Genomic DNA, 25,152 nt, shown 5'->3' on the forward strand with positions numbered 1-25,152 from the left:
ACAAGATGACGGAACAAAAAGAGGCGCAGGAAACTGCGCGCAAGGCGGCGCTGGATTATCACGAATTTCCCAAGCCCGGGAAGCTGGAGATTCGCGCCACCAAACCGATGACCACCGGGCGCGATCTGAGCCGCGCCTACAGCCCCGGCGTGGCCGAAGCCTGCCTTGAGATCGAGAAAAACCCCGCGGATGCGGCGCGTTACACGTCCAAGGGCAATCTGGTGGCGGTGATTTCCAACGGCACCGCCGTTCTGGGCCTTGGCAATATCGGCGCGCAGGCCAGCAAGCCGGTGATGGAAGGCAAGGCCGTGCTGTTCAAGAAATTCGCCGGCATCGACTGTTTCGATATCGAGGTGAACGAGCCCGATCCCGAAAAGCTGGCCGATCTGGTTTGCCGGCTGGAGCCGACATTCGGCGCCGTGAACCTTGAAGACATCAAGGCACCCGACTGTTTCCTTGTAGAGCGTATTTGTAAAGAACGGATGAATATCCCGGTCTTTCACGATGACCAGCATGGCACCGCCATCGTGGCGGCCGCGGCGGCCTATAACGCCTTGATCGTGGCCGATAAACAGGTGGACCGGATCAAGGTTGTGGCGCTGGGCGCGGGGGCGGCGGGGATCGCCTGTCTCAAGATGCTGATGACGATGGGGGTGCGGCACGAAAACATCCTGATGCTGGACAGCAAGGGCGTGGTGCACAAGCAGCGCAACGACCTGACGCCGGAGAAGGCCGAATTCGCGCAGGACACCGACAAGCGCACCACGATGGAGGCAATGGCGGGGGCAGACCTGTTCCTGGGGGTGTCCGGGCCGGGGCTGTTGACGCGGGAGATGGTTGCGCAGATGGCGGAGGACCCGATCATCTTTGCCCTGGCCAATCCCACGCCGGAAATCATGCCCGAAGAGGCCCGCGCGGCGGCGCCGGGGGCCCTGATCGCGACAGGGCGCAGCGACTATCCCAACCAGGTCAACAACGTGCTGTGTTTCCCGTTCATCTTTCGTGGCGCGCTGGATGTGGGCGCGACCGAGATCAACGACGAGATGAAGCTGGCCTGTGTCGAGGCGATTGCCTCGCTGGCGCGGGAAACGACCAGCGCCGAAGTGGGGGTGGCCTATCGCGGCGAAGAGCTGTCTTTTGGGCCCAACTATCTGATTCCCAAGCCGTTTGACCCTCGTTTGCTGCCAACGATCGCGGTGGCGGTGGCCAGGGCGGCGATGGAGAGCGGCGTGGCAACGCGCGAGTTGGATCTGTTCGAATATGAGGACAGGTTGCAGGCCCAGGTGTTCCGTTCGTCGATGATCATGCGCCCTGTCTTCGAGGCGGCCAGCCGCACAAGGCGGCGGATCATCTTTGCAGAGGGCGAGGATGAACGGGTTCTGCGTACCGCGCAGGCGATGATCGAGGAAACCGTGGATACGCCGGTTCTGATCGGGCGGCCGGAGGTTGTGGAGCATCGCCTGAAGCGGACAGGGCTGAAGATCAAGCCCGGCGTGGATTTCGATCTGGTAAACCCGGAGCAGGACGAGCGGTTCCGGGATTACTGGACCCATTACCATGTCAAGATGCGGCGGCGCGGCGTGACGCCGGAATCGGCCAAGACAATCCTGCGCACCAACACCACCGCGATTGCGGCGATTGCCGTGGATCGCGGGGACGCCGACAGCATGATCTGTGGCACGTTTGGCGAGTATCGCTGGCACCTGCGTTACGTGACAGAAGTGCTTGCAAACAAGGAGTTGCATCCGATTGCGTCCTTGTCGCTGATCCTGCTGGACAAGGGGGCGCTGTTCCTGGCCGACACACATATCCATATCGAGCCGACCTCGGAACAGGTGGCCGAAACCGTGATTGCGGCGGCGCGGCATGTGCGCCGGTTCGGGGTGGATCCCAAGATCGCCCTGTGCTCGGGCAGCCAGTTCGGCAACCTTGACAGCCATTCGGGACGCGTGATGCGCGGCGCGTTGGAATTGCTGGACCTGAACGAACTGGAATTCGAGTATGAAGGCGAGATGCACACCGATGCGGCGCTGGACCCGGACCTGCGTGACCGGCTGTTCCCGGACGGGCGCCTGACGGGCAAGGCCAATGTGCTGGTCTATTCCAATACGGATGCGGCGGGCGCGACGCGCAACGTGTTGAAATCGGTGGCGGACGGGCTGGAAGTGGGGCCGATCCTGATGGGGATGGGCAACCGGGCGCATATCGTGACGCCATCGATCACGGTGCGTGGATTGCTGAACACGGCCGCGCTGGCGGGGACGGATGTGTCGTCTTACGGCTGAGCGCGGCGAATCGGGGTTAACGTGTTGACAGGGCTGAGAAAGGCCCTGTCGGCGGCGCGTCGGTATCACGTCGGTATTGCGTGGGTGCCGGCCTGTCGAAAACCCGTGGTCAAGGCTGCGTGCGGTGCTGTTACCGGATGGACATCCGATATGTGAAAAAGACCGTGCCTGACATGCGATTCGTGCTAGCCTGCACGGGCAGCAAGGGAGAGTGGCATGACAGTGGATGTTAACGCGGCCCGGGACATGGCCCGCGCCTATACGGCGGCGTGGAATTCGGGCGATCCGGAAAACGTGGCGGGATTTTTTGCCGAGGATGGTGAAATCATCATCAATCGCGGCGATCCGTGGACCGGACGGTCAAGGATCGGCGAAATGGCGGCGGGATTTTTTGCCGACGTGCCGGATCTGAGCCTGACATGCGATGACTTCCGCCTGTCGGGCACCCATGCGGTTTTTGTCTGGACATTCACCGGACACGACGCGGGCACCAAAAATCCGCTGAATGTGCGCGGCTGGGAAGAATGGGACCTGGGCGAGGATCTGAAAGTGCGGGAATCGCGCGGATGGTTTGATGCCGAAGAGTATGCGCGGCAGGTCGAAGGCGGCTGAGGCACACGGAATGCAATCTGCATTCCGGCCCTGAAAAGCGGGCTTTTCAGAGCTGTTTCCCGTGTCGGGAAACTCCGGCCACTCAGAGCGGCCAGAAGACCAGGATGGCGGGAACCGAGACCGCCACAACGATCAGTTCCAGCGGCAGGCCCATGCGCCAGTAATCCGCGAAACGGTAGCCGCCGGGGCCCAGGATCAGGGTGTTGTTCTTGTGTCCGATGGGCGTAAGGAAGGCACAGCTTGCGGCCACGGCCACGACCATCAGGAAGGGATCGGGCGAGACATTCAGCGTTTGTGCCATCTGGATGCCCACCGGGGCGGCCACGATGGTGGTGGCGGTATTGTTGAGCAGGTCCGAAAGTGTCATGGTCACGATCATCAGCACCGTCAGCACGGCCCAGGCGGGAAATCCCTGGGTCAGCGAGACCAGACTGCCCGCGATCAGGGCGGTGCCGCCCGAGCTTTCCAGTGCGGTGCCAAGCGGGATCATCGACCCCAGCAACACCACCACCGGCCATTCGATCTGGTTGTAGATTTCCGAGATCGGCATGATCCTGGTGAGCACATAGCCGATGGCAACAAGGCCAAGCGCCACAGGCAGATAGATCAGTTCCAGCGAGGCGGCGATCACGGCGGCCAGAAACAGGCCGATGGCCAGCCATGTCTTGGAATTTGCGGTCACGACAAGGCCCCGGTCGGCCAGCGGCAGGCAGCCCAGCCAATCGGTGATGTCGGCTCCCCGCCCTTTGGGGACCAGAACAAGCAGGATATCGCCGGGCAGCACAACTGTCTTGCGGATCTGGCTGCGCACGCGCTGACCCTGACGGGAAATGCCCATCAGCACCGCGCCTTGCCGCCAGGCGAGCCCCAGCGCCTGTGCCGTCTTGCCGGCGATGCGGGCGGTTTCGGGCACGACGATTTCGATCACGTCCAGCCCGTCGCCCGCGGCCTTGAGCCGCTCTTCACGTTTTTCGTCGGAGAAGTTCAGCGCCAGGGCGGCGCGGAATTCGTCCAGCGCGTCGGGCGCGGCTTCGAGCACCAGCGCGTCGCCGTCGCGCAGGATATTGTTGCGGCCCGAGCCGTAGACGCGTTTGCCGCCGCGCAACAGGCCAAGGATGGCGACATCGCTTTCCTCGGCCTGGGGATCCAGTTCGCCCAGGCGCTGGCCGATCAGCTTGCTGTCGGCCGGGATGGTCAGTTCCGCGATATATTGCCCAAGGTCGGATACCTTCCTGCCCGCATCCTCGCGTTCGGGGATCAGGCGCCAGCCGATCAGCGCCACGAAGGCGAGGCCGGCAATTGCGGTCAGCCCGCCGACCGGGGCGAAATCGAACATGCGGAACGGGGCGCCCAGCGTATCCTCGCGGATCGCGGCGATGATGATGTTGGGGGGCGTGCCGATGGCGGTGATCATGCCGCCCAGGATGGTGGCAAAGGAAAGGGGCATCAGCGAGCGTGCCGGGCTGCGTCCGGCCTTGCGCGCGGTCTGGATATCAACCGGCATCAGCAGGGCCAGCGCGGCGACGTTGTTCATGAAGGCTGACAGCACGGCGCCGATACTTCCCATCAGCGCGATATGGCCGCCCAGACCACGGGCGCTGTCCACCAGCGTGCGGGTGATCAGGAGCACCGCGCCCGACCGCACCAGCCCGGCCGAGACCACCAGCACCAGCGCCACGATGATCGTGGCCGGGTGGCCAAAGCCGGAAAACGCGTCCTTGGTGGGCACCACGCCCAGCACCACGCCGGTCATCAGGGCGGCGAAGGCCACGAGATCATAGCGGAATTTGCCCCAGAGCAGCATCACGAAGACGCCGCCGAAGAGGCTGAACAGGATAATCTGGTCGATGGTCATGTGCGCGCCCCGGTTTTGGTTGATCCAACCGCAGGCGCAAACGGAAAGCAAGCCGCTTGCGGGTTGTGGCCTGACTGCCGTATAGAAGCGCCGACATCACGGACACGTGCAGGAATAACCGGAGGCGAAACATGGCCGGCCATAGTAAATGGGCGAATATTCAGCATCGCAAGGGGCGCCAGGACGCCGCGCGCAGCAAGCTGTTTTCGAAACTGTCGAAAGAGATCACCGTTGCAGCCAAGATGGGCGATCCCGACCCGGACAAGAACCCGCGGCTGCGCCTGGCGGTCAAGGAGGCCAAGACGCAATCGGTCCCCAAGGACGTGATCGAGCGCGCGATCAAGAAATCGACCGCCGGGGAAGGCGACGAATACGAGGAAATCCGCTATGAGGGCTATGGCCCCAATGGCGTGGCGGTGATTGTCGAGGCGATGACCGACAACCGCAACCGCACGGCTTCGACGGTGCGGTCGACCTTTTCCAAGAACGGCGGCAACCTGGGCGAGACCGGCTCGGTCGGGTTCATGTTCGAGCGCAAGGGCGAAGTGACCTATCCGGTGGAAGCCGGCGATGCGGACGCGATTTTCGAGGCGGCGATCGAGGCGGGCGCCGAGGATGTGGAAAGCAGCGAGGATGGCCATGTCATCTGGTGCGCGGATACGGATCTGAACGACGTATCCAACGCGCTGGAGGCGGCGCTGGGCGAGAGCGATTCGACCAAGCTGGTGTGGCGGCCGACCACCACGACCGAGATGGACCTGGACGGTATGCAGAAGCTGATGAAGCTGATCGACGCGCTGGAGGATGATGACGATGTGCAGCGCGTGACCACGAATTTCGAGGCCAGCGACGCGGTCATGGAACAGCTCTGAGGCGGTGCATCCGTTGGCAATGAGAGGGCGCGTCCGGGGGGCGCGCCCTTTTTCATGCGCCGCTGGGCTGGGTGGACAGTTTTCGGGCGCGCTGTTTGTCCAGCGGCAGGCCGAGGAACAGAAAGCCGGCCAGGGGGGAGCGCAGGATCAGGTTTTGCAGCAGAATTGGCCCGCCCATGCCGAACACGATCCCCACACCGACAATGCCAAGCAGGGGGATGGGTTCGCCCAGGGCGTGCCAGACCTGTGTCGCGAAGGCGGAGAAGAACACGTGGAACAGGTAGATCGCAAAGGAATATCTGCCGATGCGCGCCAGAAGGTTTGACGACGGGCGCAGCATGATCAGGCCGAAAATGGCGGAGAAGCCAAGGTAGATGGCGATCAGGCGGCGCGGCAGATCGGACAGGAGCAGGCTGCCGTCGGCGATGCGCCAGCCGATCACCAGCCCGACAATCAGCAGCGCCGCGCCCACGGGGCGGGCCTGCGGATGGGTGCGCAGACGCCGGCGCAGCGCCGGGGTCTGGTTGAGCAGATAGCCCGACATGAAGAACGGCAGAAGAAAGGCGGCGTTGGCGATCGAGAACCAGTTGACCAGCGGCAGCGGAAACAGCGCCAGCCCCCACCACAGGATGCCCAGAACGCCCAGCCCCATGGCCAGTTGCCTGTGGCCCGCGCCACCGGTCAGGCAGGCGAGCAGGGCAAAGGCCGACATGATCAGGAACGTGGCCTGAAGGAACCAGAAATGCGCATAGGAGGTGATCAGGATCATGCCCCAGGGCGTGGTTTCGTTGCCCACGCCCGAGCGTGCCAGCCAGAACAGCGTGCCCACTGTGGCCATCGGGATCAGCAGGCGGCGCGCTTTTTTGCGGACCACGGTGCGCGCGTCGGGCAGCAATCCCGTCACCTGGGCGAACACCATACCGGACACGAAGCTGAAGATCGGCATCCGCATGTCCTGGGTCGTGTGGCTGATCACGCTGACGATGTTGTCATAGGGCAGTTCCAGCCCCTGTTCGGGCGAAATGCCCACGACATGGTGCAGCACCAGCACGAAACATACGATCGCGCGGATGGTGTCGATTTCGGTGCGCATGGCGGCGGTCGTGGCTATGGCTGTGGTCATCGGGGCGCTCCGGCGCGGTCAGGGAGGTTTGCGGATGGTCTGATTGAAGAGGGTTAACCACGCAGGCGGGCGATTTACGGGCCGATCAGTGCCGATTTTGTGGCCGCGCGCACGGCGCGGGTGAGGGGGGCAAGGGCCGGGGCCAGCAGGCGCGAGGTTTGCCAGAAAAGCGCCACGTCGCGGGCGGCGTCGGGCAGCAGCGGCACCAGCCGCCCGGCGGCGATATGATCGCGTACCAGCGGTTCGGGATTCATGCCCCAGCCCAGTCCCAGCAGACAGGCCCGGACAAAGCCCTGCGACGAGGGCAGCCGGTGGCTGGGCGGGGTGGGTGCCTGACCCAGATGCGTCATCATCCAGTGATGTTGCAACCGGTCCTTGGCGTCGAAATGCAGCATCGGCGCGCGGGCGATGGCGGTGGCGGTCACGCCGTTCCCAAACCAGCGCGCCACATAGGCCGGGCTGGCGGTGGCCAGATAGCGCAGCGCCCCAAGCGGCGTGCTGTCGCAACCCGCCACCGGAGTTTCGTGGGCGGTGACGGCGGCCCCGACCTCGCCCCGGCGCAGCCAGTCGGCCGAAAAATCCTGATCATCGACAACAAGGTCAAACAGCAGGTCCGGCTGGGTGGCGGCGGCGGAAAGGAACCACGTGGCAAGGCTGTCGGCAGTCACGGCGATACGCAGCCGCGCGGGGCGGGGGGCTTCGCTGCCCAGATCGCGGGCCAGGGCCTGTTCCAGCAGCCCGACCTGATCCAGATGCGCCACCAGCCGCCGCCCGGTTTCGGTGCCGGTGCAGGGCTGGCCGCGCCGCACCAGCGGCGTGCCGACCCGCTCTTCCAGCGCCTTGATGCGCTGCGAGATCGCAGATTGCGTGACCCCCAGCGCGGCGGCGGCGGAGTCAAAGCTGCCGCTGCGCAGAATGGCGGCCAGGGCAGAGAGCTGGGCGTGGTCGAAGTGCATTAGCAAATCTAATCCGAGGTCAGGTTTCTTCATTTGTGTAAATCCATTGGTGTCTCTAGACAAGCCGCAAGGCAGAACGATGGAGAGGGCAGATGTTGGAGGCAGGGCTTGCGGGATTCGCGCTTGGGTTCTCGTTGATCATGGCGATCGGGGCGCAAAATGCCTTTGTGCTGCGGCAGGGGCTGCGCGGGGAGTATGTGCTGCCGCTGGTGCTGACCTGCGCGGTTTCGGATGCGGTGCTGATCACCGCCGGGGTGGCCGGGTTCGGCGCGCTGGTGGCGGCCAATCCATGGGCGCTGGGGTTCGTGCGCTGGGGCGGGGCGGCATTTCTGTTCGTGTATGGCGCGATGAATTTCCGGGCCGCCGTGCAGGGCGGCGGCAGGCTGGAAGACAAGGGCCGCACCGCCGGGAGCCTGCGCGGTGCGCTGACCACATGTTTGTTGCTGACCTGGGCCAATCCGCATGTCTATCTGGATACGGTTGTGCTGCTGGGCGGGATATCGGCGCAATATGAACAGGCCTGGGCCTTTGGCGTGGGGGCGGCGCTGAGCAGTTTTGCGTTCTTCTTCACGCTGGGCTTTGGCGCGCGGCTGTTGCGCCCGGTTTTCACAAGCGCGCGGGCGTGGCGGGGGCTGGACGTGGTGGTGGGCGTCACCATGTGGGCCATCGCGGCAAAGCTGATCTTTGGCACATAAGCCCGGGACAGACCCCGCATGCCGGGCCGCCCCGACAGGCGCCTGTGCGCCTTGGGCGTGGCGCCGGGATGGTTAACCTGTTCGCTATCTCGACACCGGTTGGCAAACATGGTCATGTGCACCCATGACGACAGACTCTCAGCAAAAGCCGGTCGCGGGCGTGTTCTGGATGTTGGTCACGGGCCTGTGTTTCGTGGCCGTGACCGCGCTGGTCAAGCTGGTGGGCACGCGGGTGCCTGCCGCCGAGGCGGCGTTTCTGCGCTATGCGCTGGGGCTGGTGTTCCTGTTGCCGATGATCCGCCCGATCCTGCGCGCCCGGCTGACCCGGCGCCAGCTGGGCCTGTTCGGCCTGCGCGGGCTATTGCATACGGGGGCGGTGATCCTGTGGTTCTTTGCCATGGCGCGCATCCCGCTGGCCGAGGTCACGGCGATGAATTACCTGTCGCCGGTCTATGTGACGCTGGGCGCGGCGCTGTTTCTGGGGGAAAAGCTGGCATTGCGGCGCATCCTGGCGGTGGCGATGGCGCTGGTGGGCGCGCTGATCATATTGCGCCCCGGATTTCGCGCGCTGGATCCGGGCCATGTGGCGATGTTGTTCACCGCGTTCCTGTTCGCGGGCGGCTATCTGGTGGCCAAGATACTGAGCGACGAAGTCAGCCCGGCGACGGTGGTGGGGATGCTGTCGATCACGGTGACGATCGGGCTGGCCCCGGCGGCCTGGGCGGTGTGGGTGACACCCGGCTGGTACGATCTGGCGATCCTGTTCGGCGTCGCCTGTTTCGCCACGGCGGGGCATTACGCGATGACGCTGGCCTTTGCCGCCGCGCCGGTGACGGTGACGCAGCCGGTCAGCTTTCTGCAATTGATCTGGGCGGTGCTGCTGGGCTGGGTGGCGTTCAGCGAGGCGCCCGATATCTGGGTGATCCTGGGCGGGCTGGTGATCATCGGCGCGATCAGTTTCATCACCTGGCGCGAGGCGGTGCTGAAGCGGCGCCAGATCACGCCCCTTGTGGGACAGACCAAGCTGTGAGCTTTGCGCTTTGCCGGCGGCGATGCGCGCGCTAGGCTGATCTCGTCAAGGGAGGAAAGACATGCGGCTGGCAGTATTGATTTTCGCGATTGCAATGGGATCTGGCGGCATGGCGCGGGCCGGGCTGGAGCTGTGCAATTCCAGCGGTTTCAGCCAAAGCGTTGCGGTGGGTTACAAGGACGGCGAAGACTGGGTGTCCAGAGGTTGGTGGAACCTGGACCCGGGCGAATGCAAGGAGCCGGTCAAGGGCGATCTGAAACAGCGCTATTACTATATCTTTGCCAGCGCCAGGGGGCGCGCGTTTACCCCAGAGAAGAAATACACGTTCTGCACGCAATCCGCCGCCTTCACGATCACCGGGGACACGGCGTGCAAGTCGCGCGGCTATGACATCAACAGCTTTGCACGTATCGACACGGGCAAGACCGCGAAACAGTTTTCGGTGTCGGTGGGGGCGGGCTATTTCACGCAGACCGCGCCGCCGCCCAAACCGCCGCATGTGGAAATGCAGGAGATCGCCGCCGGCATGTTGCCGATACGCCAGAATGCGCGCCCCGGACAGCTGGGCGAGCCGTTTTCGCAGACCGGCATCTTTCAGGGCTGCGAGCAGGGCGAAGAGGGGGCCTGGTGCGCCGTACATAGCGACGGATGGAAGTTCTATGCCTATTACGGTGGCGGCACGCCGGACTGGATGCTGGACAAGCTGGAGTTTTTGCCGGTGGGCACGCCGGTCGGGATTTCGGGTGACATGATCTATTTCGGGGATATCACGGTTGAGGTGGCGCTGCGCGAAGTGACGCATTTTCCCGGGCTGGACCCGTGGCAGGCGCAGCGCATCGCCATGCAGGGGATGTGGCGCAGCGCGGATGATCCCAGTTCCGAGATTTATATCGAAGGGGCGGAGTTGCAGGAGATTTACGGCGGGGAATGGATGAGCCGCCTGTTCTTGCAGATCGCACCGCGTTGCGAGGACGCGCCGGATGTCGGGCCGGTGCTGATCCAGACCGACCCGGAAAGCCGGGACAGCTATTGCTACCTGATCGAGGATGTCTCGGACGATCGGCTGGAGCTGATCTATTTTGGCAATCCCGATCCGCTGGTCTATCGCCGCTAGGGTTCTGTCCTTAGCCCTGGCTGTTGGAGCGCAGCAACAGCGCGGCCACTTCGCGCGCCTCGGCGCGGGCGCGGGCCGGTTGCAGCGGCGCGGCGGCCTGCGCGGCCTCCAGCCAGACCCCATCCATGTAGGATTGCAGGGCCACGCGCACGGTTTCGCGGCGCGCGGGGCTCAGGAGCGCGCCCAGTTCGGCGCGAAAATGCGACGTGACGCGCGCGCGGTTGATCTGATGCAGCCGCGCCAGCGTGGGCACATAGGGCGCGCTGCTCCAGAACTGGACCCAGACCGAACATTGTTCGATCGTGTATAACCGGTCGGAGAAATTGGCATCCAGCACGGCGTTCAGCCGGTCGAGCGGTGTCTGGGCGGTGGCGTAACGTTCCAGCATGGCCTGTTTCAAAAGCGTCATGAGGTGGCGCATCGTGGCCTCCATCAGCTTTTCCTTGGAGCCGAAATAATAGTTGATCGAGGCCGCCGAGGCCCCGGCCAGAGATGCGATTTCCGCCATGGTGACAACGGCATAGCCGCGTTGATGCACCGCCGAAACAGTGGCGTCGATCAGTTCGCGATGGCGGATATCCCGGATACGTGTACGGCCCATTGGCGCACTTTGGCCGGATGCGTGCGGGGGTGCAATATTCATGTTCAAATAAAAAATGAAATGGTCATTCAAAAAATTGAAATCCGGTGCTAGGCTCGCCGGATCGCCGGGGGAATCCCCCGTCCCATTTCCGCAGGAGCGCACCCCATGCAATTGCAACCCACCGCCAGCCATTTCATCGACGGCGCCTATGTCGAGGATACCGAAGGCGCCCCGATCGACATCATTTACCCGGCGACCGGCCAGGTGATCGGGCGGGTTCATGCCGCCACGCCCGCCATCGTGGATCGGGCGCTGGCCAGTGCCGAGGCGGCGCAGCGGGACTGGGCCAGGAGGACGGGGCGCGAGCGGGGGCGTATCCTGACCCGCGCGGCGGCGATCATCCGCGAACGCAATCACGAATTGTCAGTGCTGGAAACCCACGACACCGGCAAACCCTTGCAGGAGACATTGGCCGTGGATGCCACCAGCGCGGCGGATGCGCTGGAGTATTTCGGCGGGCTGGCCGCCAGCCTGACGGGCGAGCATATCGCGTTGGGCGAAGACTGGGTCTACACGGTCCGCGAACCGCTGGGCGTGTGCGTGGGCATCGGCGCGTGGAACTATCCCACGCAGATCGCCGCCTGGAAGGGCGCCCCGGCGCTGGCCTGTGGCAATGCGATGGTGTTCAAACCGTCGGAAACCACGCCGATCTGTGCGCTGAAACTGGCGGAAATCCTGGTTGAGGCGGGCTTGCCCAAAGGTGTGTACAACGTGGTGCAGGGCATGGGCGAGGTGGGCGCCGCGCTGGTGGGGGATCCGCGTGTCGCCAAAGTGTCGCTGACCGGATCGGTGCCGACCGGGCGTAAGGTATACGCGGCGGCGGCGGCGCAGATGAAGCATGTCACGATGGAGCTGGGGGGCAAATCGCCGCTGATCATCTTTGACGACGCGGATCTGGACAATGCCGTGGGCGGCGCGATCAACGGCAATTTCTATTCCTCGGGGCAGGTCTGTTCCAACGGCACGCGGGTGTTCGTGCAGAAGGGCATCAAGGAGGCGTTCCTGGCGCGGCTGGCCGAACGGCTGGGCGACGCGGTGATCGGCGATCCGCTGGACGAGGCCACCAGCTTTGGCCCGATGGTGAGCGCGGCGCAGATGAATATCGTGCTGGGCTATGTTGACAAGGGCAAGGCGGAAGGCGCGCGGCTGATCTGTGGCGGGCAACGGCTGGCGCGCGACGGGTTTTATGTTGCGCCCACGGTGTTCGCCGATGTGAGCGACGACATGACGATCGCGCGCGAAGAGATCTTTGGCCCGGTGATGTCGGTGCTGGATTTCGAGGACGAGGCCGAGGCGGTGGCGCGTGCCAACGCGACGGAGTTCGGCCTGTCGGCGGGGGTGTTTACCCGCGACCTGAGCCGGGCGCACCGGGTGATCGGGCAGATGCAGGCGGGAAGCTGTTTCATCAATTCCTACAATGACGCCCCGGTCGAGGCGCCCTTTGGCGGGGTGAAGGCCAGCGGTGTGGGCCGCGAGAATTCCAAGGAGGCCATCCAGCATTACAGCCAGGTGAAATCGGTCTATGTGCGCATGGGCGACGTGGAGGCCCCGTTTTGAGCGCGCGCATCGCCCTTTTGCCACGCGCCCACCCGCCCACCCCGCCCGCCAAAAGGGCGATGGTTTGGGAGCGCGGATAATGCAGGCGGATTATGTGATTGTCGGGGCGGGCAGCGCGGGCTGTGCGCTGGCCTATCGGCTGAGCGAGGCCGGCAAATCGGTTCTGGTGATCGAGCATGGCGGCAGCGATGCCGGGCCGCTGATCCAGATGCCGGCGGCGCTGAGCTATCCGATGAACATGTCGATGTATGACTGGGGCTATCGCACCGCGCCCGAGCCGCATCTTGGCGGGCGGCGGCTGGCCTGTCCGCGCGGCAAGGTGATCGGGGGGTCAAGCTCGATCAACGGGATGGTTTATGTGCGCGGCCATGCCGGGGATTATGACCATTGGGCGGAAAGCGGCGCGACCGGCTGGGGCTATGCCGATGTGCTGCCCTATTTCAAGCGCATGGAAAGCTGGCATGGCGGCGATAATGCCGACGGGTTTCGCGGCACGGACGGGCCGCTGCATGTCACGCGCGGACCGCGCGACAACCCGCTGCACACCGCGTTTGTCGAATCGGGGCGGCAGGCGGGCTATCCGGTGACAGAGGATTACAACGGGCGCCGGCAAGAGGGTTTCGGCGCCATGGAGATGACCGTGTGGAAGGGGCGGCGCTGGTCGGCGGCCAATGCCTATCTGAAACCGGCGCTGAAGCGCGAGAACTGCGATCTGGTCCGCGGGCTGGCCCGGCGCGTGGTGATCGAGGACGGCCGTGCCATAGGGGTGGAAATCGAGCGCGGCGGCAAGGTGCAGGTGATCGGTGCGCGCGCCGAAGTGATCCTGGCGGCCAGTTCGCTGAACTCGCCCAAGCTGTTGATGCTGTCTGGGATCGGACCGGCGGCGCATCTGGCCGAACACGGTATCGACGTGCTGGCCGACCGCCCCGGCGTGGGGCAGAACCTTCAGGATCACCTGGAGCTGTATATCCAGATGGCCAGCAAACAGCCGATCACGCTGTTCAAGTATTGGAACCTGTTCGGCAAGGCGCTGATCGGCGCGCAATGGCTGTTTGCCAAGACCGGGCTGGGGGCGTCCAACCAGTTTGAAAGCGCGGCATTCATTCGCTCGAAGCCGGGGGTGCGCTATCCGGATATCCAGTACCATTTCCTGCCTATCGCGGTGCGTTATGACGGGCAGGCCGCGGCCGAAGGGCACGGGTTCCAGGCGCATGTCGGCCCGATGCGCTCGGCGTCGCGCGGGGCGGTTTCGTTGCAATCGGGCGATCCGAAAGCCGCGCCGCATATCCTGTTCAACTATATGAGCGCAGCCGAGGATTGGGAGGATTTCCGCACCTGCATCCGCCTGACCCGCGAGATCTTTGCTCAGGACGCGTTTGCGCCCTTCGTCAAACACGAGATTCAGCCCGGCGTCGCGTTGCAATCGGATGACGATCTGGACGGGTTCATCCGCGAGCACGTGGAAAGCGCCTATCACCCCTGCGGCACCTGCCGGATGGGGCGGGCGGACGATCCGCACGCGGTGGTGGATCCCGAATGCCGCGTGATCGGCGTGGACGCGCTGCGCGTGGCCGACAGCTCGATCTTTCCGCGCATCACCAATGGCAATCTGAACGGTCCGTCGATCATGACCGGCGAAAAGGCCGCCGACCACATCCTGGGCCGCCGCCTGGCCGCATCGAACGAGACCCCCTGGTTTGCGCCGGGCTGGCAGGCGGAACAGCGCTGAAAAATGCGATTTCGCGCGCCGGTTTGATCCCTGTCAAGGCGGGGCGCGTTTTGCTGTCTGTAGGCTCTGTCCGACACGACGATAAAGGAGCGCACGACATGTCCCACACCCCCCATGAGCTGGCCGAAGAATTCCCCGAATTTGTCGAGAAAATGAGCGCGCTCAAGGTGAATGATGCGCATTTCGCCAAGCTGTTCGACGACTATCACGAATTGAACCGCAAGGTGCATCGTGCCGAAACCAACGTGGAACCGCGCGAGGAATTGTCCGAGGTGGATCTGCGCAAGCGGCGCGGCGCGCTGAAAGACGAGATCTACGCCTATCTCAAGGCGAACTGATCGACAAAGCGCCACAGGCGCGGCAAGGTGTCAGAGCGCCACAGATCGGTGTGACCGGCGCCCTGGACGCCAAGAAATTGCTTTTCTTCCGAACGGGCAGCGGCCAATACCCGCTGCCCCATTTCATAGGGAATCAGATCGTCCTGGGTGCCGTGCATGACCAGCAAGGGCAGAGTCAGGGCGGCGGCGCGGCGCAGGCTGGGCCACTGGTTGTCCAGCGACAGCGCGATCTCTTTGGTGCCCGGATAATGGTACTCGGCCAGATCGGCGATCGAGGTAAACGGCGCCTCCAGAACCAGTGCGGAAAAGCGCTGCGGCGCCGTGGCCACCAGCGCGATGCCCAAGGCGGCGCCAAGGCTTTCCCCATAGACTATGACAGGGGCCTCCATCCGGGCCAGCAGCGGCCAGAGCGCCACGGCATCGCCGATCAGGGCAGGCTCGACCGGTGTTCCGCCGCTGCCCGAGGAGCCGCGATAGGCGGGGGCGACCACCCCGTAGCCACGCGCCAGAAAGCGCCGGAATCGGCCGGCCCGCGCGGCAAGATTGCCGGCATTGCCATGAAAATACAGGATGACCGGCTGCCCGGGCCGGGGCGGCGCCGTCCAGACAATCAGGGTTTCGCCGTCCCGCTCAAGACGCTGTTCCACCACCCCGTCCAGCCCGGCCTCGGCGGGGGACTGGCGGGCCGGGTCAAACGGGTAGATGACCATCCGTTCGGCCACCCCGGACAAGGCGATCATTCCATAGGCGGTGACCACGACAATCGTAAGCAGCTTGAACAGAAGGCGCATCTTCTTTTGGCTCCAAATATCCCCGCCGGAGGCCTGAAATCTGTCTTACTCCACCTCATAGGGTAGCACGCCGCGGGTGTTCTGATTGATCGTCAAGCGGCGTTCCAGAGGCGGTACCGAGCGTTGATGACAATGGGTGCGCTCGCAAATCCGGCAAGAAATGCCTATCGGTTCAAAGGCTTGCGGGTTTGAAATGTCCATGTGATCGGCATAGACCAGCGCATCGGCATGGCGGATTTCGCAGCCCAGCGCAATCGCGTAGCGCCGCACCGGGGCACCAAAATGCCCGCCCGATTTGGACACGTCCCGCGCCAGCGAGATATAGCGCACACCATCAGGTGTTTCGGCCAGCTGACGCAGGAAACGGCCCGGGGTTTCAAAAGCGCGGTGTACGTTCCACAGGGGGCAGGCGCCGCCAAAGCGGGCGAATTGCAGGCGCGTGGCCGAATGGCGCTTGGTGATGGTTCCGGCCTGGTCGACACGCACGAAAAAGAACGGGATGCCCTTGGCGCCGGGGCGCTGCATGGTCGAAAGGCGGTGGGCAACCTGTTCGACCGAGGCGCCAAAGCGGTTGGCCAGCAGTTCCAGATCGTGGCGGGTTTCGCGCGCCGCCTGAAGAAAGCCGGTATAGGGCATCAGCGCCGCGCCGGCGAAATAGTTGGCCAGCCCGATCTTGGCAATGGCGCGGGCGGCTTCGGTCTGGAAGCGGGCAAGATCGAGCGTGGCCTCCAGCAACTTGTCGCTTTGCATCAGCGCCACCTGCAACAGCAACTGGAAGGTTTGCGTTTCCGGCTGGGCGTAGCGCGAGATTTGCAGGCGCGCCGCATCTGGATCGAACAGACGCTGGTCTTCGATATCGGTGAATTCCACCGTGATGCCCCGCGCCCGCAACGCCGCGAGGGCGGTTGCGCGGATGCCGCCCTGGTCGGGCGCGGGCGCGGCGAAATGTTCGGCGGCCCGGTCGACGGCGTCTATGTAGTTGTCACAATAGTGAAAAAAGTCGCGCACCTCGTCCCAGGGGCTGGCCTGCATCTGCACGTCCTGCCGCCCCAGCGCCTCGTCCAGCGAGGCCAGCCGTTCATGGGTCTGGCGATAGGCGCGGTGCAGTTCCAGAAAGGCGCGGGCCAGTGCGGGCGCGTTGGACGCGGTCAGGCGCAAGTCGGCCAGCGGGGCGGAGGCTTCGGCCAGGACCGGGTCGGCCAGGGCCTCGCGCATATCCGACACAAGCCGCTCGCTGTCGCCGGTGGACAGCTCGGTCACGTCCAGGCCAAATTCCTGTGCCAAAGCCAGGACCACGGTGGTCGACACCGGACGGTTGTTGTTTTCCATCTGGTTGAGATAGGGCAGCGACACGCCGAGCTTCTGGGCAAAATCCTTTTGGGTCAGCGCAAGCCGGGTGCGGATCTCGCGCAGTTTGGCACCGGCATAGAGTTTCTGGGTGGGCAAGGGGGCCTCCGGCACTGGGGTTGCGTAGCTGCAAAGATAGCTTTGCAAAGCCGCGGGGGCCAGTGGGGATTTCCGGGGGGGCTCGTCGGCCCTGCGGGCCTGCCTCGCGCCTCTCAGAGGCCAAGCCGGTTTTCGCGGTGAATCACCAGGAGGATCACGACGACGCCGCCCAGCGAGGTGGCCAGCATCAGCCACAAGAGCGGGAACGGGCCGGAGCCGGGGCCGAGCAGCGCGCCCGCCAGCGCCGACAGCCCGGCGCCGCCGCCGATCATCATCGCCCCGGACAGGCCCGAGGCGGTGCCGGCCAGATGCGGGCGCACCGACAGCGCGCCGGCGGTGGCATTGGGGATGGTCAGGCCGTTTCCGACCCCGACAAGCGACAGCAGGCCAAAGAAGGTTTCCGCCGAGCCGACCCCCAGCGGGAACATCAGCAGCGACAGCGCCACGCCGCTGGCCGCAACGCTACAGCCCGCCATCACCATCGGGTTGATGCCAAAGCGCACGGAATACCGCCCGGACAGGAAATTGCCCAGAAAATAGCCCACGGCGGGCGCGCCGAAATACAGGCCCATCTTGCTGGGACTCATCCCGAAAATCTCGGTCGCGACAAACGGGGCGCCGCCCAGATAGGCAAAGAACGCGCCCGAACTGAGGGCGCAGGCCATGGAATAGCCCCAAAAGCGCGGGCTGCGCAGGAGTTCGGGATATTCGTGGAACTGGCGGCCCAGGGACAGGCCGCTGGACTGTTTGGTTTCGCCCAGATCCGCCCAGGCCATCACAAGGATCACAAGGCCCGCCGCGAACAGTACCCAGAAGCTGGCCTGCCAGCCAAAGATCTGGTCCAGCGCGCCGCCCAGTACCGGCCCGAGCATCGGCACCACGGTCATGCCCATGGTCACATAGCCGATCATCGAGGCGGCCTGGTCGGCGGGCACCATGTCACGCACCACGGCGCGGCTGAGCACCATCGCCACGACCACCGCGGCCTGCATCATGCGAAAGGTCAGGAACAGGGCGGCGTTGGGCGCGAGGATACAGCCCAGCGTGGCCACGAGGAAAATCGCCATCCCGCCCAGGATCACCGGGCGGCGCCCCAGCTTGTCCGAGATCGGACCGATCAGCACCTGCAAGACCGCGTTCACCGCCAGGTAGACCGCTACCGAAAGCTGCATCACGGCGTAGTCGGTTTCGAAATACGCGGCCATGCTGGGCAGGCTGGGCAGAAAGATGTTCATGCTCAGGGCCGAAACCCCGGCCAGCAGGATCAGCGTGAAGATGTTTGGTGGTGTTGTGCGGTCGAGAAATCGACTGCCCGTACGTGATTTCATGAAACAGAGGTAGGGCGGGGGCGCGAAATTGTCCACGGGCGGGATGGTTGATTTGTGTAGTATTTGCAGTTTTTCAATATACACATTCCAATTTTTCCAAAGTTTGCAAATTTGCCGAAATTGGCTTTGTTGTTACGCAATGCTTGGCTATGTTGGCGCTCAAACCATAGGGGACCAGCCATGAAAGATATCCTCCAGCAACTGGAAGAGCGCCGGGATGTGGCCCGGCTGGGCGGCGGGCAGCGCCGGATCGACAGCCAGCACGCCAAGGGCAAGCTGACCGCGCGCGAGCGGATCGAACTGCTTGTGGACGAGGACTCGTTTGAAGAGTTCGACATGTTCAAAACCCATCGCTGCACCGATTTCGGGATGGAAAGGGACAAGCCCGCGGGCGATGGCGTGATCACCGGCTGGGGCACGATCAATGGCCGCATGGTGTATGTGTTCAGCCAGGATTTCACCGTGTTCGGGGGATCGCTTTCGGAAACCCATGCCGAGAAGATCTGCAAGATCATGGATATGGCGGTGCAGAACGGCGCGCCGGTGATCGGGATCAACGATTCGGGGGGCGCGCGCATTCAGGAGGGCGTGGCCAGCCTTGCGGGTTATGCCGAGGTGTTCCAGCGCAATATCATGGCGTCCGGTGTCGTGCCGCAGATCAGCGTGATCATGGGCCCATGCGCCGGTGGCGCGGTGTACAGCCCGGCGATGACCGACTTTATCTTCATGGTCAAGGACACGTCCTATATGTTCGTGACCGGCCCGGATGTAGTGAAGACCGTCACCAACGAGGTGGTGACGGCCGAGGAGCTGGGCGGCGCATCGACCCATACGAAAAAGTCGAGCGTGGCCGACGGGGCGTTTGAAAACGATGTCGAGGCGCTGGCCGAAGTGCGCCGCCTGGTCGATTTCCTGCCGCTCAACAACCGCGAAAAGCCGCCAGTGCGTCCGTTCTTTGACGAGCCGGGGCGCATCGAAGACTCGCTCGATACGTTGGTGCCCGAGAACGCCAACACCCCATATGACATGAAGGAACTGATCGTGAAGATCGCCGACGAGGGCGATTTCTACGAGATTCAGGAAGATTTCGCCAAGAACATCATCACCGGCTTCGTGCGTCTGGAGGGGCAGACCGTGGGTGTGGTGGCCAACCAGCCGATGGTGCTGGCGGGGTGTCTGGATATCGACAGCTCTCGCAAGGCGGCGCGGTTCGTGCGGTTCTGCGACGCGTTCGAAATCCCGATCCTGACGCTGGTGGATGTGCCGGGCTTCCTGCCGGGAACCAGCCAGGAATATGGCGGGGTGATCAAGCATGGTGCGAAACTGCTTTTTGCCTATGGCGAGGCGACTGTGCCGAAAGTGACGGTGATCACGCGCAAGGCCTATGGGGGCGCCTATGACGTGATGGCGTCCAAACATCTGCGCGGCGATTTCAACTATGCCTGGCCCACGGCGGAGATCGCCGTGATGGGCGCCAAGGGGGCGACCGAGATCATTCACCGCGCCGATCTGGGCGATGCCGAAAAGATCGCGCAGCATACGGCCGATTACGAGGATCGCTTTGCCAACCCGTTCGTGGCCGCCGAGCGCGGGTTCATCGACGAGGTGATTCAGCCGCGCGGCACGCGCAAGCGGGTGGCCCGGGCCTTTGCCAGCTTGCGCAACAAGCAAGTCAAGAACCCGTGGAAGAAGCACGACAACATTCCGTTGTGATCGCAAAGGGGCGGGCGGGGTTTGGCCCCGCCTTATGCAAAGGCCGAAAGGAACGTGACCCGATGACCCGGCTTTGGAAAAACCAGTCCTTTATGCTGTCGCAGGCCGAAGGCCCGCGCGTTGCGGGCGCGGGACATATCGGGATCATCGGCGCCGACGGGGCCCCGACGCCTGACGCGGGCGTGCCGGCATGAGCCGGGGGCGCTGGCATATCCGGAACGACGGGGACACCCTGACGCTGGCGCGGCGCAATCGCGCGCGGCTGGATGTGGCGGCGCGCACCGACTTGCCCGATGCGGGACGGCTGCGGATCGCGCATCAGGTGCGCCAGGACATGTGGCGCGCGCTTCAGCATCTGCGCGGGTTTTCCCCCGTGGTGCGGGTGCGGCGCGAGGCCGGCCGGTTGCTTGTCACCGCCGGGGGCGAGATCAGCGGACCGGTGGCGCGCGCCCATATCGAGGAGATCATCCGCGATGTGCTGGAATGCCCGGGACGCCGGGCGCGCTGGCTGCGATATGCGCGCCACACCGGAGAGGCGTCGTGATGCGCTGGTTTCTGGCTGCCATGACATTTGCCGCGATCGGAGGGCCCATCGGGGCCGCGGCCACGACCGGGGTGCAGGAGGAAGCCCCGGCCGTGCCCTCCGGCAATGACATCTACTTGCAGGAAATCCTGCTGGAGACACGTGACGACAATTCGCGCGTGGCCCGGTTCCGCTATGTCATGCCGCTGATCCGGCAGGGTGTGGAGTTTGGCGAGATCGAGGCGGATTTCTTTCACCTTTGCATTGGCGTGGCGGTGCCGTATCTGGCCGTCGAGGGTGAAGAGGTGGATCAGGTGATCATCTCGATGGCCGACCGTGACACCGAATTCGGCGTGATCAACACGCTGGCCACGCAATTTTTCGAGGCTTTTTCGGTGCAGGACGGCACCTGTATCTGGGAGGGTTTCTGATGATACCACTATATCTTGCGCGCGCGACTCGGGGTGCCGCCGCGACTGCGGCATTGCGGCCACAACACATTAGCTTGGCGCCCTATTCGTATCTTTTTGCACGGGATTCCGCTATTCTCCGGTCACGTCGTGGTGACACGAACGTGGGGCAGGCAGGGTTGAACGGCCCTGTTTCGAATGAAAACAAGAACTGGAGAAACGGATGTCAAAGAGCATCAAAGCAGTGCTGGCACTTGGCCTTGTGGCCTTTGTCGCGGCCTGTGCGGATACCGCGCCGGTCGAGGAATATGTCGTGGTCGATCCCGAGCCCATCTCGGAAGAGCCGACCTACACCGGCAAGTACAAGTAAACCTGGCGATACGCTTTTCGGGCAGGCCTGCGGGCCTGTCCGCCACGATGCCTGCCACGAGTCCCGTCACCATGCCGGGAGGATGAACGGCGGGGGCCACGTTCCCATGATCCGGGGGCGCGCGGCATGATCAAGCATCGCGGCTTTCCTGGCCGGCTGACCGGGACGGATTTCCAATTCACCATTCGCAGGGCCAATCCCAAAGGTGTCACGCCGATCACGCGGCGCGAACGCTTCAAGGATCGCCGCCCCGCCGACCGGCGCGCCGACGCGGCCTTTATGGCCGCGCTGTGGACGCATTTCGGCGATCAGCCGTTTGAGCGGGGCAATCTGGACGCCGGGCGTCTGAGCTGGCTGTTCGGGCGCGAGGTGATCGCCGCCGAAGACCCGTTCGATCCCGAGAGCTATGAGGCGCTTCTGGTCATTGATGCGGACGTGGCGCGGGTGTCCTTTCCCGAGGCATTTGAAGAGGATTGGGCATGAACTTGCCGATGCGGCCAGCGATTGGGCAAGATGCGGCCTACAGCGGGGAAAACGCTGTCAGGGCAGTTGTTTCGCCGCGCCGCCGTGCCAATATAGCGGATATGGAGACAGGGCTTGTTCGGGTCCGCTCCTGTAACTGTGTATTCCGTTACCCTTCCCCTAACGGGCGGTCCTGTCCTGTCCCTTCAGGATCGCCCGGTTTTTCCGTTCAGAGTGATCCGGGTACACGGCAACGCAGATTGCGGGCCGGTTCGGTTGCCACGCTGGCCTTTGACGCGGCGCGGTGCGGGTTTTCCCGGACAATACGCCCTGCCTGTCAGCGACAGAACAAGGATGGAGACACGCTATGTATCGCCTTTTCGACAAACGCCTCCCGCGGCTGCTTGGCATCGTTGCGCTTGGCGGTGTTGCGGCCTGTGGATCGACCACGGGAGAGCAGGCCCTTATCGGGGCCGGCGTTGGCACCGCGACAGCCGCGGTTGTCAACGGCAACCTGGCCGCAGGCGCCCTTGTGGGGGGCGCGGCCAATGTCATCTATTGCCGGGAAAACCCCGGCAAATGTAACTGATCCGGTTGTCCCGTCCGCGCCCGCGCGGGCGGACCAACAGACGAGAGCCGCCCGCCCCGATCCGGGGCGGGGGGCTTTTTTATTGCCATAACGGCCCCGGCATCGGGCCAAGACCAAGAAGGGACATGACATGTTCGACAAGATCCTGATCGCCAACCGGGGCGAGATTGCCTGCCGCGTGATCAAGACCGCCCGCAAGATGGGCATCAAGACCGTGGCGATCTATTCGGATGCGGACAAGCAGGCGCTGCATGTGAAGATGGCGGATGAGGCGGTGCATATCGGCCCGCCCCCGGCCAACCAGTCTTATATCGTGATCGACAAGGTGATGGACGCGATCCGCCAGACCGGTGCGCAGGCCGTGCATCCGGGCTATGGGTTCCTGTCGGAGAATTCAAAATTCGCCGAGGCGCTGGAGGCCGAGGGCGTTGCGTTTGTCGGCCCGCCGGTGGGGGCGATCGAGGCGATGGGCGACAAGATCACCTCCAAGAAGATCGCGCAGGAGGCCAACGTGTCGACGGTGCCCGGCTATATGGGCCTGATCGAGAATGCGGACGAGGCGGTGAAGATCTCTAACCAGATCGGCTATCCGGTGATGATCAAGGCGTCTGCCGGGGGCGGCGGCAAGGGAATGCGGATCGCCTGGAATGACGAAGAGGCGCGGGAAGGCTTTCAATCGTCGAAGAACGAAGCGGCGAACAGCTTTGGCGATGATCGGATTTTCATCGAGAAATTCGTGACCCAGCCGCGCCATATCGAAATTCAGGTTCTGTGCGACGCGCATGGCAACGGCATTTATCTGAACGAGCGGGAATGTTCGATCCAACGCCGCAACCAGAAGGTTGTGGAAGAGGCGCCCAGCCCGTTCCTGGACGAGGCCACCCGCAAGGCGATGGGCGAACAGTCGGTCGCGCTGGCCAGGGCGGTGGGCTATGCCAGTGCCGGGACGGTGGAATTCATCGTCGATGGCGACAAGAATTTCTATTTCCTGGAGATGAACACCCGTTTGCAGGTGGAACATCCCGTGACCGAGCTGATCACCGGGGTGGACCTGGTGGAGCAGATGATCCGGGTCGCAAGCGGCGAGAAGCTGTCGATCACGCAGGACGATGTGCAGCTGAACGGCTGGGCGATCGAGAACCGGCTTTATGCCGAAGATCCCTATCGCGGGTTCCTGCCGTCGATCGGCCGCCTGACCCGGTATCGCCCGCCTGCCGAGCTGGCCGGTGGTCTGTTGCACGAGAACGGCAAGTGGCAGGGCGATGCCCCGGCCGGTGACGGCATTGCGGTGCGCAACGACACCGGCGTTTACGAGGGCGGCGAGATCAGCATGTATTACGATCCGATGATCGCCAAGCTGTGCACCTGGGCGCCGACACGGGGCGCGGCAATCGAAGCGATGCGCAATGCGCTGGACGGGTTCGAGGTGGAGGGGATCGGGCACAATCTGCCGTTCCTGAGCGCGGTCATGGATCATGCGAAATTCATCAGCGGCGACATGACCACGGCCTTTATCGAAGAGGAATACCCGGACGGGTTCCAGGGGGTCGAGCTGGCCAGCGAAACGCTGCGCAGGATCGCGGCGGCGACGGCGGCGATGCATCGCGTGGCCGAGATCCGGCGCACGCGGGTTTCGGGCCGGATGGACAATCACGAGCGCCGCGTGGGAACGAATTGGGTGGTCACGCTTCAGGGCGAAGAGTTCCCGCTGAAGGTGAAGGCGGACAAGAAGGGATCGACCATCAAGTTTGCCGATGGCGGCAAGCTGCGCGTGACCTCGGACTGGACGCCGGGGGATCAGCTGGCCAGGGTGAAGGTGGGCGATGACCTTCTGGTGCTGAAGGTTGGCAAGATCCCGGGCGGGTTCCGCATCCGCAGCCGGGGCGCGGATCTGAAAGTGCATGTGCGCACCCCGCGCCAGACCGAGCTGGCCAGGCTGATGCCCGAGAAGGTGGCGCCGGACACGTCCAGGCTGTTGTTGTGCCCGATGCCGGGACTGATCGTGAAGGTCAACGTGGAAGTGGGCCAGGAAGTGCAGGAAGGCCAGGCGCTGTGCACGGTCGAGGCGATGAAGATGGAGAACATCCTGCGCGCCGAGAGGACCGGCACCGTGTCCAGGATCAACGCCGGAGCGGGCGACAGCCTGGCGGTGGACGACGTGATCATGGAGTTCGAATAGGGTGGATCGGGCGCGGCCATATTGCAGGGCGGAGCGCGGGCACATGTCCGCGCCACACCTTGTGGGCCGCGCCTATCGCCCGTGGCTGTCGCGGATTTCCTGTTGGCGCAGGGGCATCTTGTCGATGCTGGCCGAGATGGTGCGCACGTCCCAGGGGAAGGGTTTGCGCAGATACGGATTGCCGTCCTTGCCGATCAGCACCAGCATGAAGCCGCGCGGGCGCAGTTCCTGGCGCAGGGCCGATCGGGCGGCCGGGTTGGTATCCGTCAGCACCACCACGTCGCGTTCCGCCAGTTCGTCGGGCAGGGCGCGCAGCAGATCCATCTGCTGGGCAAAGCGCGGGTCGCGGTCGGTATCGGCAAAGATCACCAGCGGACGCTTGATCCACTGGAATTCTTCCAGCGTGGCGGTTTCGCCGCTGCGGAACAGCGCGTCGGCGCCGGATTGGGCATCGTTTTCGGCCGCGACAACGGGCGCGGAAATGGTGGCCAGAAATAGTGAAAGAACAAGGGTCAAGCGGTGGGTCATCTTC

The 25,152-nt window shown here is 64.0% G+C and carries 25 protein-coding genes; 17 read left to right on the forward strand and 8 right to left on the reverse strand.

Going from position 1 to position 25,152, the window contains the following annotated elements; genetic code table 11:
• The first annotated feature begins 5 nt into the window (after positions 1 to 5).
• Positions 6 to 2,285, forward strand: coding sequence for an NADP-dependent malic enzyme (locus tag I3253_RS03500; protein ID WP_197916259.1), 2,280 nt, complete (start codon positions 6 to 8; stop codon positions 2,283 to 2,285).
• 216 nt (positions 2,286 to 2,501) lie between these two features.
• Positions 2,502 to 2,897, forward strand: a complete 396-nt coding sequence (locus I3253_RS03505) for a nuclear transport factor 2 family protein (RefSeq protein ID WP_197916260.1) — start codon at positions 2,502 to 2,504, stop codon at positions 2,895 to 2,897.
• 82 nt (positions 2,898 to 2,979) lie between these two features.
• Here I3253_RS03505 and I3253_RS03510 read toward each other — a convergent pair whose 3' ends face one another.
• Positions 2,980 to 4,752, reverse strand: coding sequence for an SLC13 family permease (locus I3253_RS03510; protein WP_197916261.1), 1,773 nt, complete (start codon positions 4,750 to 4,752; stop codon positions 2,980 to 2,982).
• Between the two features lie 131 nt (positions 4,753 to 4,883).
• Here I3253_RS03510 and I3253_RS03515 point away from each other — a divergent pair, with 131 nt between their 5' ends.
• Positions 4,884 to 5,624, forward strand: a complete 741-nt coding sequence (locus tag I3253_RS03515; RefSeq protein ID WP_197916262.1) for a YebC/PmpR family DNA-binding transcriptional regulator — start codon at positions 4,884 to 4,886, stop codon at positions 5,622 to 5,624.
• Positions 5,625 to 5,676: 52 nt separating this feature from the next.
• Here the strand turns inward: I3253_RS03515 and I3253_RS03520 are convergent, their stop codons facing one another.
• Positions 5,677 to 6,747 (reverse strand): acyltransferase family protein, encoded by a 1,071-nt coding sequence (locus I3253_RS03520; protein ID WP_197916263.1) that lies wholly within the window; start codon positions 6,745 to 6,747, stop codon positions 5,677 to 5,679.
• 74 nt (positions 6,748 to 6,821) lie between these two features.
• Entirely contained in the window at positions 6,822 to 7,703 is an 882-nt protein-coding gene (locus I3253_RS03525) for a LysR family transcriptional regulator ArgP (RefSeq protein ID WP_197916264.1), read from the reverse strand.
• Positions 7,704 to 7,795: 92 nt separating this feature from the next.
• On the opposite strand from I3253_RS03525, the gene I3253_RS03530 reads away from it, so the two are divergent.
• The 3 genes from I3253_RS03530 (at position 7,796) to I3253_RS03540 (ending at position 10,542) form a co-directional block, all read left to right on the forward strand.
• Positions 7,796 to 8,398, forward strand: a complete 603-nt coding sequence (locus tag I3253_RS03530) for a LysE/ArgO family amino acid transporter (RefSeq protein ID WP_197916265.1) — start codon at positions 7,796 to 7,798, stop codon at positions 8,396 to 8,398.
• A gap of 124 nt (positions 8,399 to 8,522) precedes the next feature.
• A complete protein-coding gene (locus I3253_RS03535; RefSeq protein ID WP_197916266.1) occupies positions 8,523 to 9,428 on the forward strand; it encodes a DMT family transporter in 906 nt (301 codons plus the stop codon).
• A 61-nt stretch (positions 9,429 to 9,489) separates the two neighbouring features.
• The gene (locus tag I3253_RS03540; protein ID WP_197916267.1) at positions 9,490 to 10,542 is read left to right on the forward strand and encodes a DUF1036 domain-containing protein; all 1,053 of its coding nucleotides are present in this window, start codon (positions 9,490 to 9,492) and stop codon (positions 10,540 to 10,542) included.
• A 10-nt stretch (positions 10,543 to 10,552) separates the two neighbouring features.
• On the opposite strand, the gene betI is transcribed toward I3253_RS03540, so the two are convergent.
• On the reverse strand, positions 10,553 to 11,143 hold the full coding sequence (gene betI / locus I3253_RS03545) for a choline-binding transcriptional repressor BetI (RefSeq protein ID WP_197916268.1): 591 nt from the start codon (positions 11,141 to 11,143) through the stop codon (positions 10,553 to 10,555).
• Between the two features lie 147 nt (positions 11,144 to 11,290).
• On the opposite strand from betI, the gene betB reads away from it, so the two are divergent.
• The 3 genes from betB (at position 11,291) to I3253_RS03560 (ending at position 14,809) form a co-directional block, all read left to right on the forward strand.
• Positions 11,291 to 12,742, forward strand: coding sequence for a betaine-aldehyde dehydrogenase (betB, locus tag I3253_RS03550; protein ID WP_197916269.1), 1,452 nt, complete (start codon positions 11,291 to 11,293; stop codon positions 12,740 to 12,742).
• Positions 12,743 to 12,821: 79 nt separating this feature from the next.
• Positions 12,822 to 14,471, forward strand: coding sequence for a choline dehydrogenase (gene betA / locus I3253_RS03555; RefSeq protein WP_197916270.1), 1,650 nt, complete (start codon positions 12,822 to 12,824; stop codon positions 14,469 to 14,471).
• A gap of 98 nt (positions 14,472 to 14,569) precedes the next feature.
• Positions 14,570 to 14,809 (forward strand): YdcH family protein, encoded by a 240-nt coding sequence (locus I3253_RS03560; protein ID WP_197916271.1) that lies wholly within the window; start codon positions 14,570 to 14,572, stop codon positions 14,807 to 14,809.
• On the opposite strand, the gene I3253_RS03565 is transcribed toward I3253_RS03560, so the two are convergent.
• From I3253_RS03565 to I3253_RS03575, 3 genes are all read right to left on the reverse strand, one after another.
• Positions 14,791 to 15,600 (reverse strand): alpha/beta hydrolase, encoded by an 810-nt coding sequence (locus I3253_RS03565; protein ID WP_197916272.1) that lies wholly within the window; start codon positions 15,598 to 15,600, stop codon positions 14,791 to 14,793. The two genes, I3253_RS03560 and I3253_RS03565, sit on opposite strands and share 19 nt — an antisense overlap.
• A gap of 45 nt (positions 15,601 to 15,645) precedes the next feature.
• Complete coding sequence (locus I3253_RS03570; RefSeq protein ID WP_197916273.1) at positions 15,646 to 17,046, reverse strand: helix-turn-helix domain-containing protein; 1,401 nt, start codon at positions 17,044 to 17,046, stop codon at positions 15,646 to 15,648.
• 113 nt (positions 17,047 to 17,159) lie between these two features.
• Positions 17,160 to 18,374 carry a multidrug effflux MFS transporter gene (locus I3253_RS03575; protein WP_197916274.1) on the reverse strand — a complete coding sequence of 405 codons (1,215 nt, stop codon included), beginning with the start codon at positions 18,372 to 18,374 and terminating at the stop codon, positions 17,160 to 17,162.
• A gap of 180 nt (positions 18,375 to 18,554) precedes the next feature.
• On the opposite strand from I3253_RS03575, the gene I3253_RS03580 reads away from it, so the two are divergent.
• The 8 genes from I3253_RS03580 (at position 18,555) to I3253_RS03610 (ending at position 24,620) form a co-directional block, all read left to right on the forward strand.
• Positions 18,555 to 20,087: an acyl-CoA carboxylase subunit beta gene (locus tag I3253_RS03580; protein ID WP_197916275.1), complete on the forward strand. Its 1,533-nt coding sequence runs from the start codon at positions 18,555 to 18,557 to the stop codon at positions 20,085 to 20,087.
• Between the two features lie 62 nt (positions 20,088 to 20,149).
• Complete coding sequence (locus I3253_RS20570) at positions 20,150 to 20,281, forward strand: hypothetical protein (RefSeq protein ID WP_269647833.1); 132 nt, start codon at positions 20,150 to 20,152, stop codon at positions 20,279 to 20,281.
• Positions 20,278 to 20,631, forward strand: coding sequence for a hypothetical protein (locus I3253_RS03585; RefSeq protein WP_197916276.1), 354 nt, complete (start codon positions 20,278 to 20,280; stop codon positions 20,629 to 20,631). Before I3253_RS20570 ends, I3253_RS03585 begins: the two co-directional genes overlap by 4 nt.
• Positions 20,631 to 21,041: a DUF6497 family protein gene (locus tag I3253_RS03590; RefSeq protein WP_197916277.1), complete on the forward strand. Its 411-nt coding sequence runs from the start codon at positions 20,631 to 20,633 to the stop codon at positions 21,039 to 21,041. Before I3253_RS03585 ends, I3253_RS03590 begins: the two co-directional genes overlap by 1 nt.
• Positions 21,042 to 21,243: 202 nt before the next feature.
• Entirely contained in the window at positions 21,244 to 21,390 is a 147-nt protein-coding gene (locus tag I3253_RS03595) for a hypothetical protein (RefSeq protein WP_197916278.1), read from the forward strand.
• A 126-nt stretch (positions 21,391 to 21,516) separates the two neighbouring features.
• Complete coding sequence (locus I3253_RS03600) at positions 21,517 to 21,873, forward strand: hypothetical protein (protein WP_197916279.1); 357 nt, start codon at positions 21,517 to 21,519, stop codon at positions 21,871 to 21,873.
• A 346-nt stretch (positions 21,874 to 22,219) separates the two neighbouring features.
• The gene (locus I3253_RS03605) at positions 22,220 to 22,441 is read left to right on the forward strand and encodes a hypothetical protein (protein WP_197916280.1); all 222 of its coding nucleotides are present in this window, start codon (positions 22,220 to 22,222) and stop codon (positions 22,439 to 22,441) included.
• A gap of 130 nt (positions 22,442 to 22,571) precedes the next feature.
• Positions 22,572 to 24,620 (forward strand): acetyl-CoA carboxylase biotin carboxylase subunit, encoded by a 2,049-nt coding sequence (locus tag I3253_RS03610; protein ID WP_197916281.1) that lies wholly within the window; start codon positions 22,572 to 22,574, stop codon positions 24,618 to 24,620.
• Between the two features lie 72 nt (positions 24,621 to 24,692).
• Here the strand turns inward: I3253_RS03610 and I3253_RS03615 are convergent, their stop codons facing one another.
• Positions 24,693 to 25,148 carry a DUF4174 domain-containing protein gene (locus tag I3253_RS03615; RefSeq protein WP_197916282.1) on the reverse strand — a complete coding sequence of 152 codons (456 nt, stop codon included), beginning with the start codon at positions 25,146 to 25,148 and terminating at the stop codon, positions 24,693 to 24,695.
• Between the last annotated feature and the right edge of the window lie 4 nt (positions 25,149 to 25,152).

The sequence above is a fragment of the Thiosulfatihalobacter marinus genome, from assembly GCF_016019955.1.
GTDB classification, from domain to species: Bacteria; Pseudomonadota; Alphaproteobacteria; order Rhodobacterales; family Rhodobacteraceae; genus Shimia; species Shimia marinus_A.

What these genes read in the sequence shown, in the direction of transcription:
- I3253_RS03500 (WP_197916259.1), top strand. Translation starts at nt 6, where the DNA reads ATGACGGAACAAAAAGAGGCGCAGGAAACTGCGCGCAAGGCGGCGCTG.
- I3253_RS03505 (WP_197916260.1), top strand. Translation starts at nt 2,502, where the DNA reads ATGACAGTGGATGTTAACGCGGCCCGGGACATGGCCCGCGCCTATACG.
- I3253_RS03510 (WP_197916261.1), bottom strand. Translation starts at nt 4,752, where the DNA reads ATGACCATCGACCAGATTATCCTGTTCAGCCTCTTCGGCGGCGTCTTC.
- I3253_RS03515 (WP_197916262.1), top strand. Translation starts at nt 4,884, where the DNA reads ATGGCCGGCCATAGTAAATGGGCGAATATTCAGCATCGCAAGGGGCGC.
- I3253_RS03520 (WP_197916263.1), bottom strand. Translation starts at nt 6,747, where the DNA reads ATGACCACAGCCATAGCCACGACCGCCGCCATGCGCACCGAAATCGAC.
- I3253_RS03525 (WP_197916264.1), bottom strand. Translation starts at nt 7,703, where the DNA reads ATGCACTTCGACCACGCCCAGCTCTCTGCCCTGGCCGCCATTCTGCGC.
- I3253_RS03530 (WP_197916265.1), top strand. Translation starts at nt 7,796, where the DNA reads ATGTTGGAGGCAGGGCTTGCGGGATTCGCGCTTGGGTTCTCGTTGATC.
- I3253_RS03535 (WP_197916266.1), top strand. Translation starts at nt 8,523, where the DNA reads ATGACGACAGACTCTCAGCAAAAGCCGGTCGCGGGCGTGTTCTGGATG.
- I3253_RS03540 (WP_197916267.1), top strand. Translation starts at nt 9,490, where the DNA reads ATGCGGCTGGCAGTATTGATTTTCGCGATTGCAATGGGATCTGGCGGC.
- betI (WP_197916268.1), bottom strand. Translation starts at nt 11,143, where the DNA reads ATGGGCCGTACACGTATCCGGGATATCCGCCATCGCGAACTGATCGAC.
- betB (WP_197916269.1), top strand. Translation starts at nt 11,291, where the DNA reads ATGCAATTGCAACCCACCGCCAGCCATTTCATCGACGGCGCCTATGTC.
- betA (WP_197916270.1), top strand. Translation starts at nt 12,822, where the DNA reads ATGCAGGCGGATTATGTGATTGTCGGGGCGGGCAGCGCGGGCTGTGCG.
- I3253_RS03560 (WP_197916271.1), top strand. Translation starts at nt 14,570, where the DNA reads ATGTCCCACACCCCCCATGAGCTGGCCGAAGAATTCCCCGAATTTGTC.
- I3253_RS03565 (WP_197916272.1), bottom strand. Translation starts at nt 15,600, where the DNA reads ATGCGCCTTCTGTTCAAGCTGCTTACGATTGTCGTGGTCACCGCCTAT.
- I3253_RS03575 (WP_197916274.1), bottom strand. Translation starts at nt 18,374, where the DNA reads ATGAAATCACGTACGGGCAGTCGATTTCTCGACCGCACAACACCACCA.
- I3253_RS03580 (WP_197916275.1), top strand. Translation starts at nt 18,555, where the DNA reads ATGAAAGATATCCTCCAGCAACTGGAAGAGCGCCGGGATGTGGCCCGG.
- I3253_RS20570 (WP_269647833.1), top strand. Translation starts at nt 20,150, where the DNA reads ATGACCCGGCTTTGGAAAAACCAGTCCTTTATGCTGTCGCAGGCCGAA.
- I3253_RS03585 (WP_197916276.1), top strand. Translation starts at nt 20,278, where the DNA reads ATGAGCCGGGGGCGCTGGCATATCCGGAACGACGGGGACACCCTGACG.
- I3253_RS03590 (WP_197916277.1), top strand. Translation starts at nt 20,631, where the DNA reads ATGCGCTGGTTTCTGGCTGCCATGACATTTGCCGCGATCGGAGGGCCC.
- I3253_RS03595 (WP_197916278.1), top strand. Translation starts at nt 21,244, where the DNA reads ATGTCAAAGAGCATCAAAGCAGTGCTGGCACTTGGCCTTGTGGCCTTT.
- I3253_RS03600 (WP_197916279.1), top strand. Translation starts at nt 21,517, where the DNA reads ATGATCAAGCATCGCGGCTTTCCTGGCCGGCTGACCGGGACGGATTTC.
- I3253_RS03605 (WP_197916280.1), top strand. Translation starts at nt 22,220, where the DNA reads ATGTATCGCCTTTTCGACAAACGCCTCCCGCGGCTGCTTGGCATCGTT.
- I3253_RS03610 (WP_197916281.1), top strand. Translation starts at nt 22,572, where the DNA reads ATGTTCGACAAGATCCTGATCGCCAACCGGGGCGAGATTGCCTGCCGC.
- I3253_RS03615 (WP_197916282.1), bottom strand. Translation starts at nt 25,148, where the DNA reads ATGACCCACCGCTTGACCCTTGTTCTTTCACTATTTCTGGCCACCATT.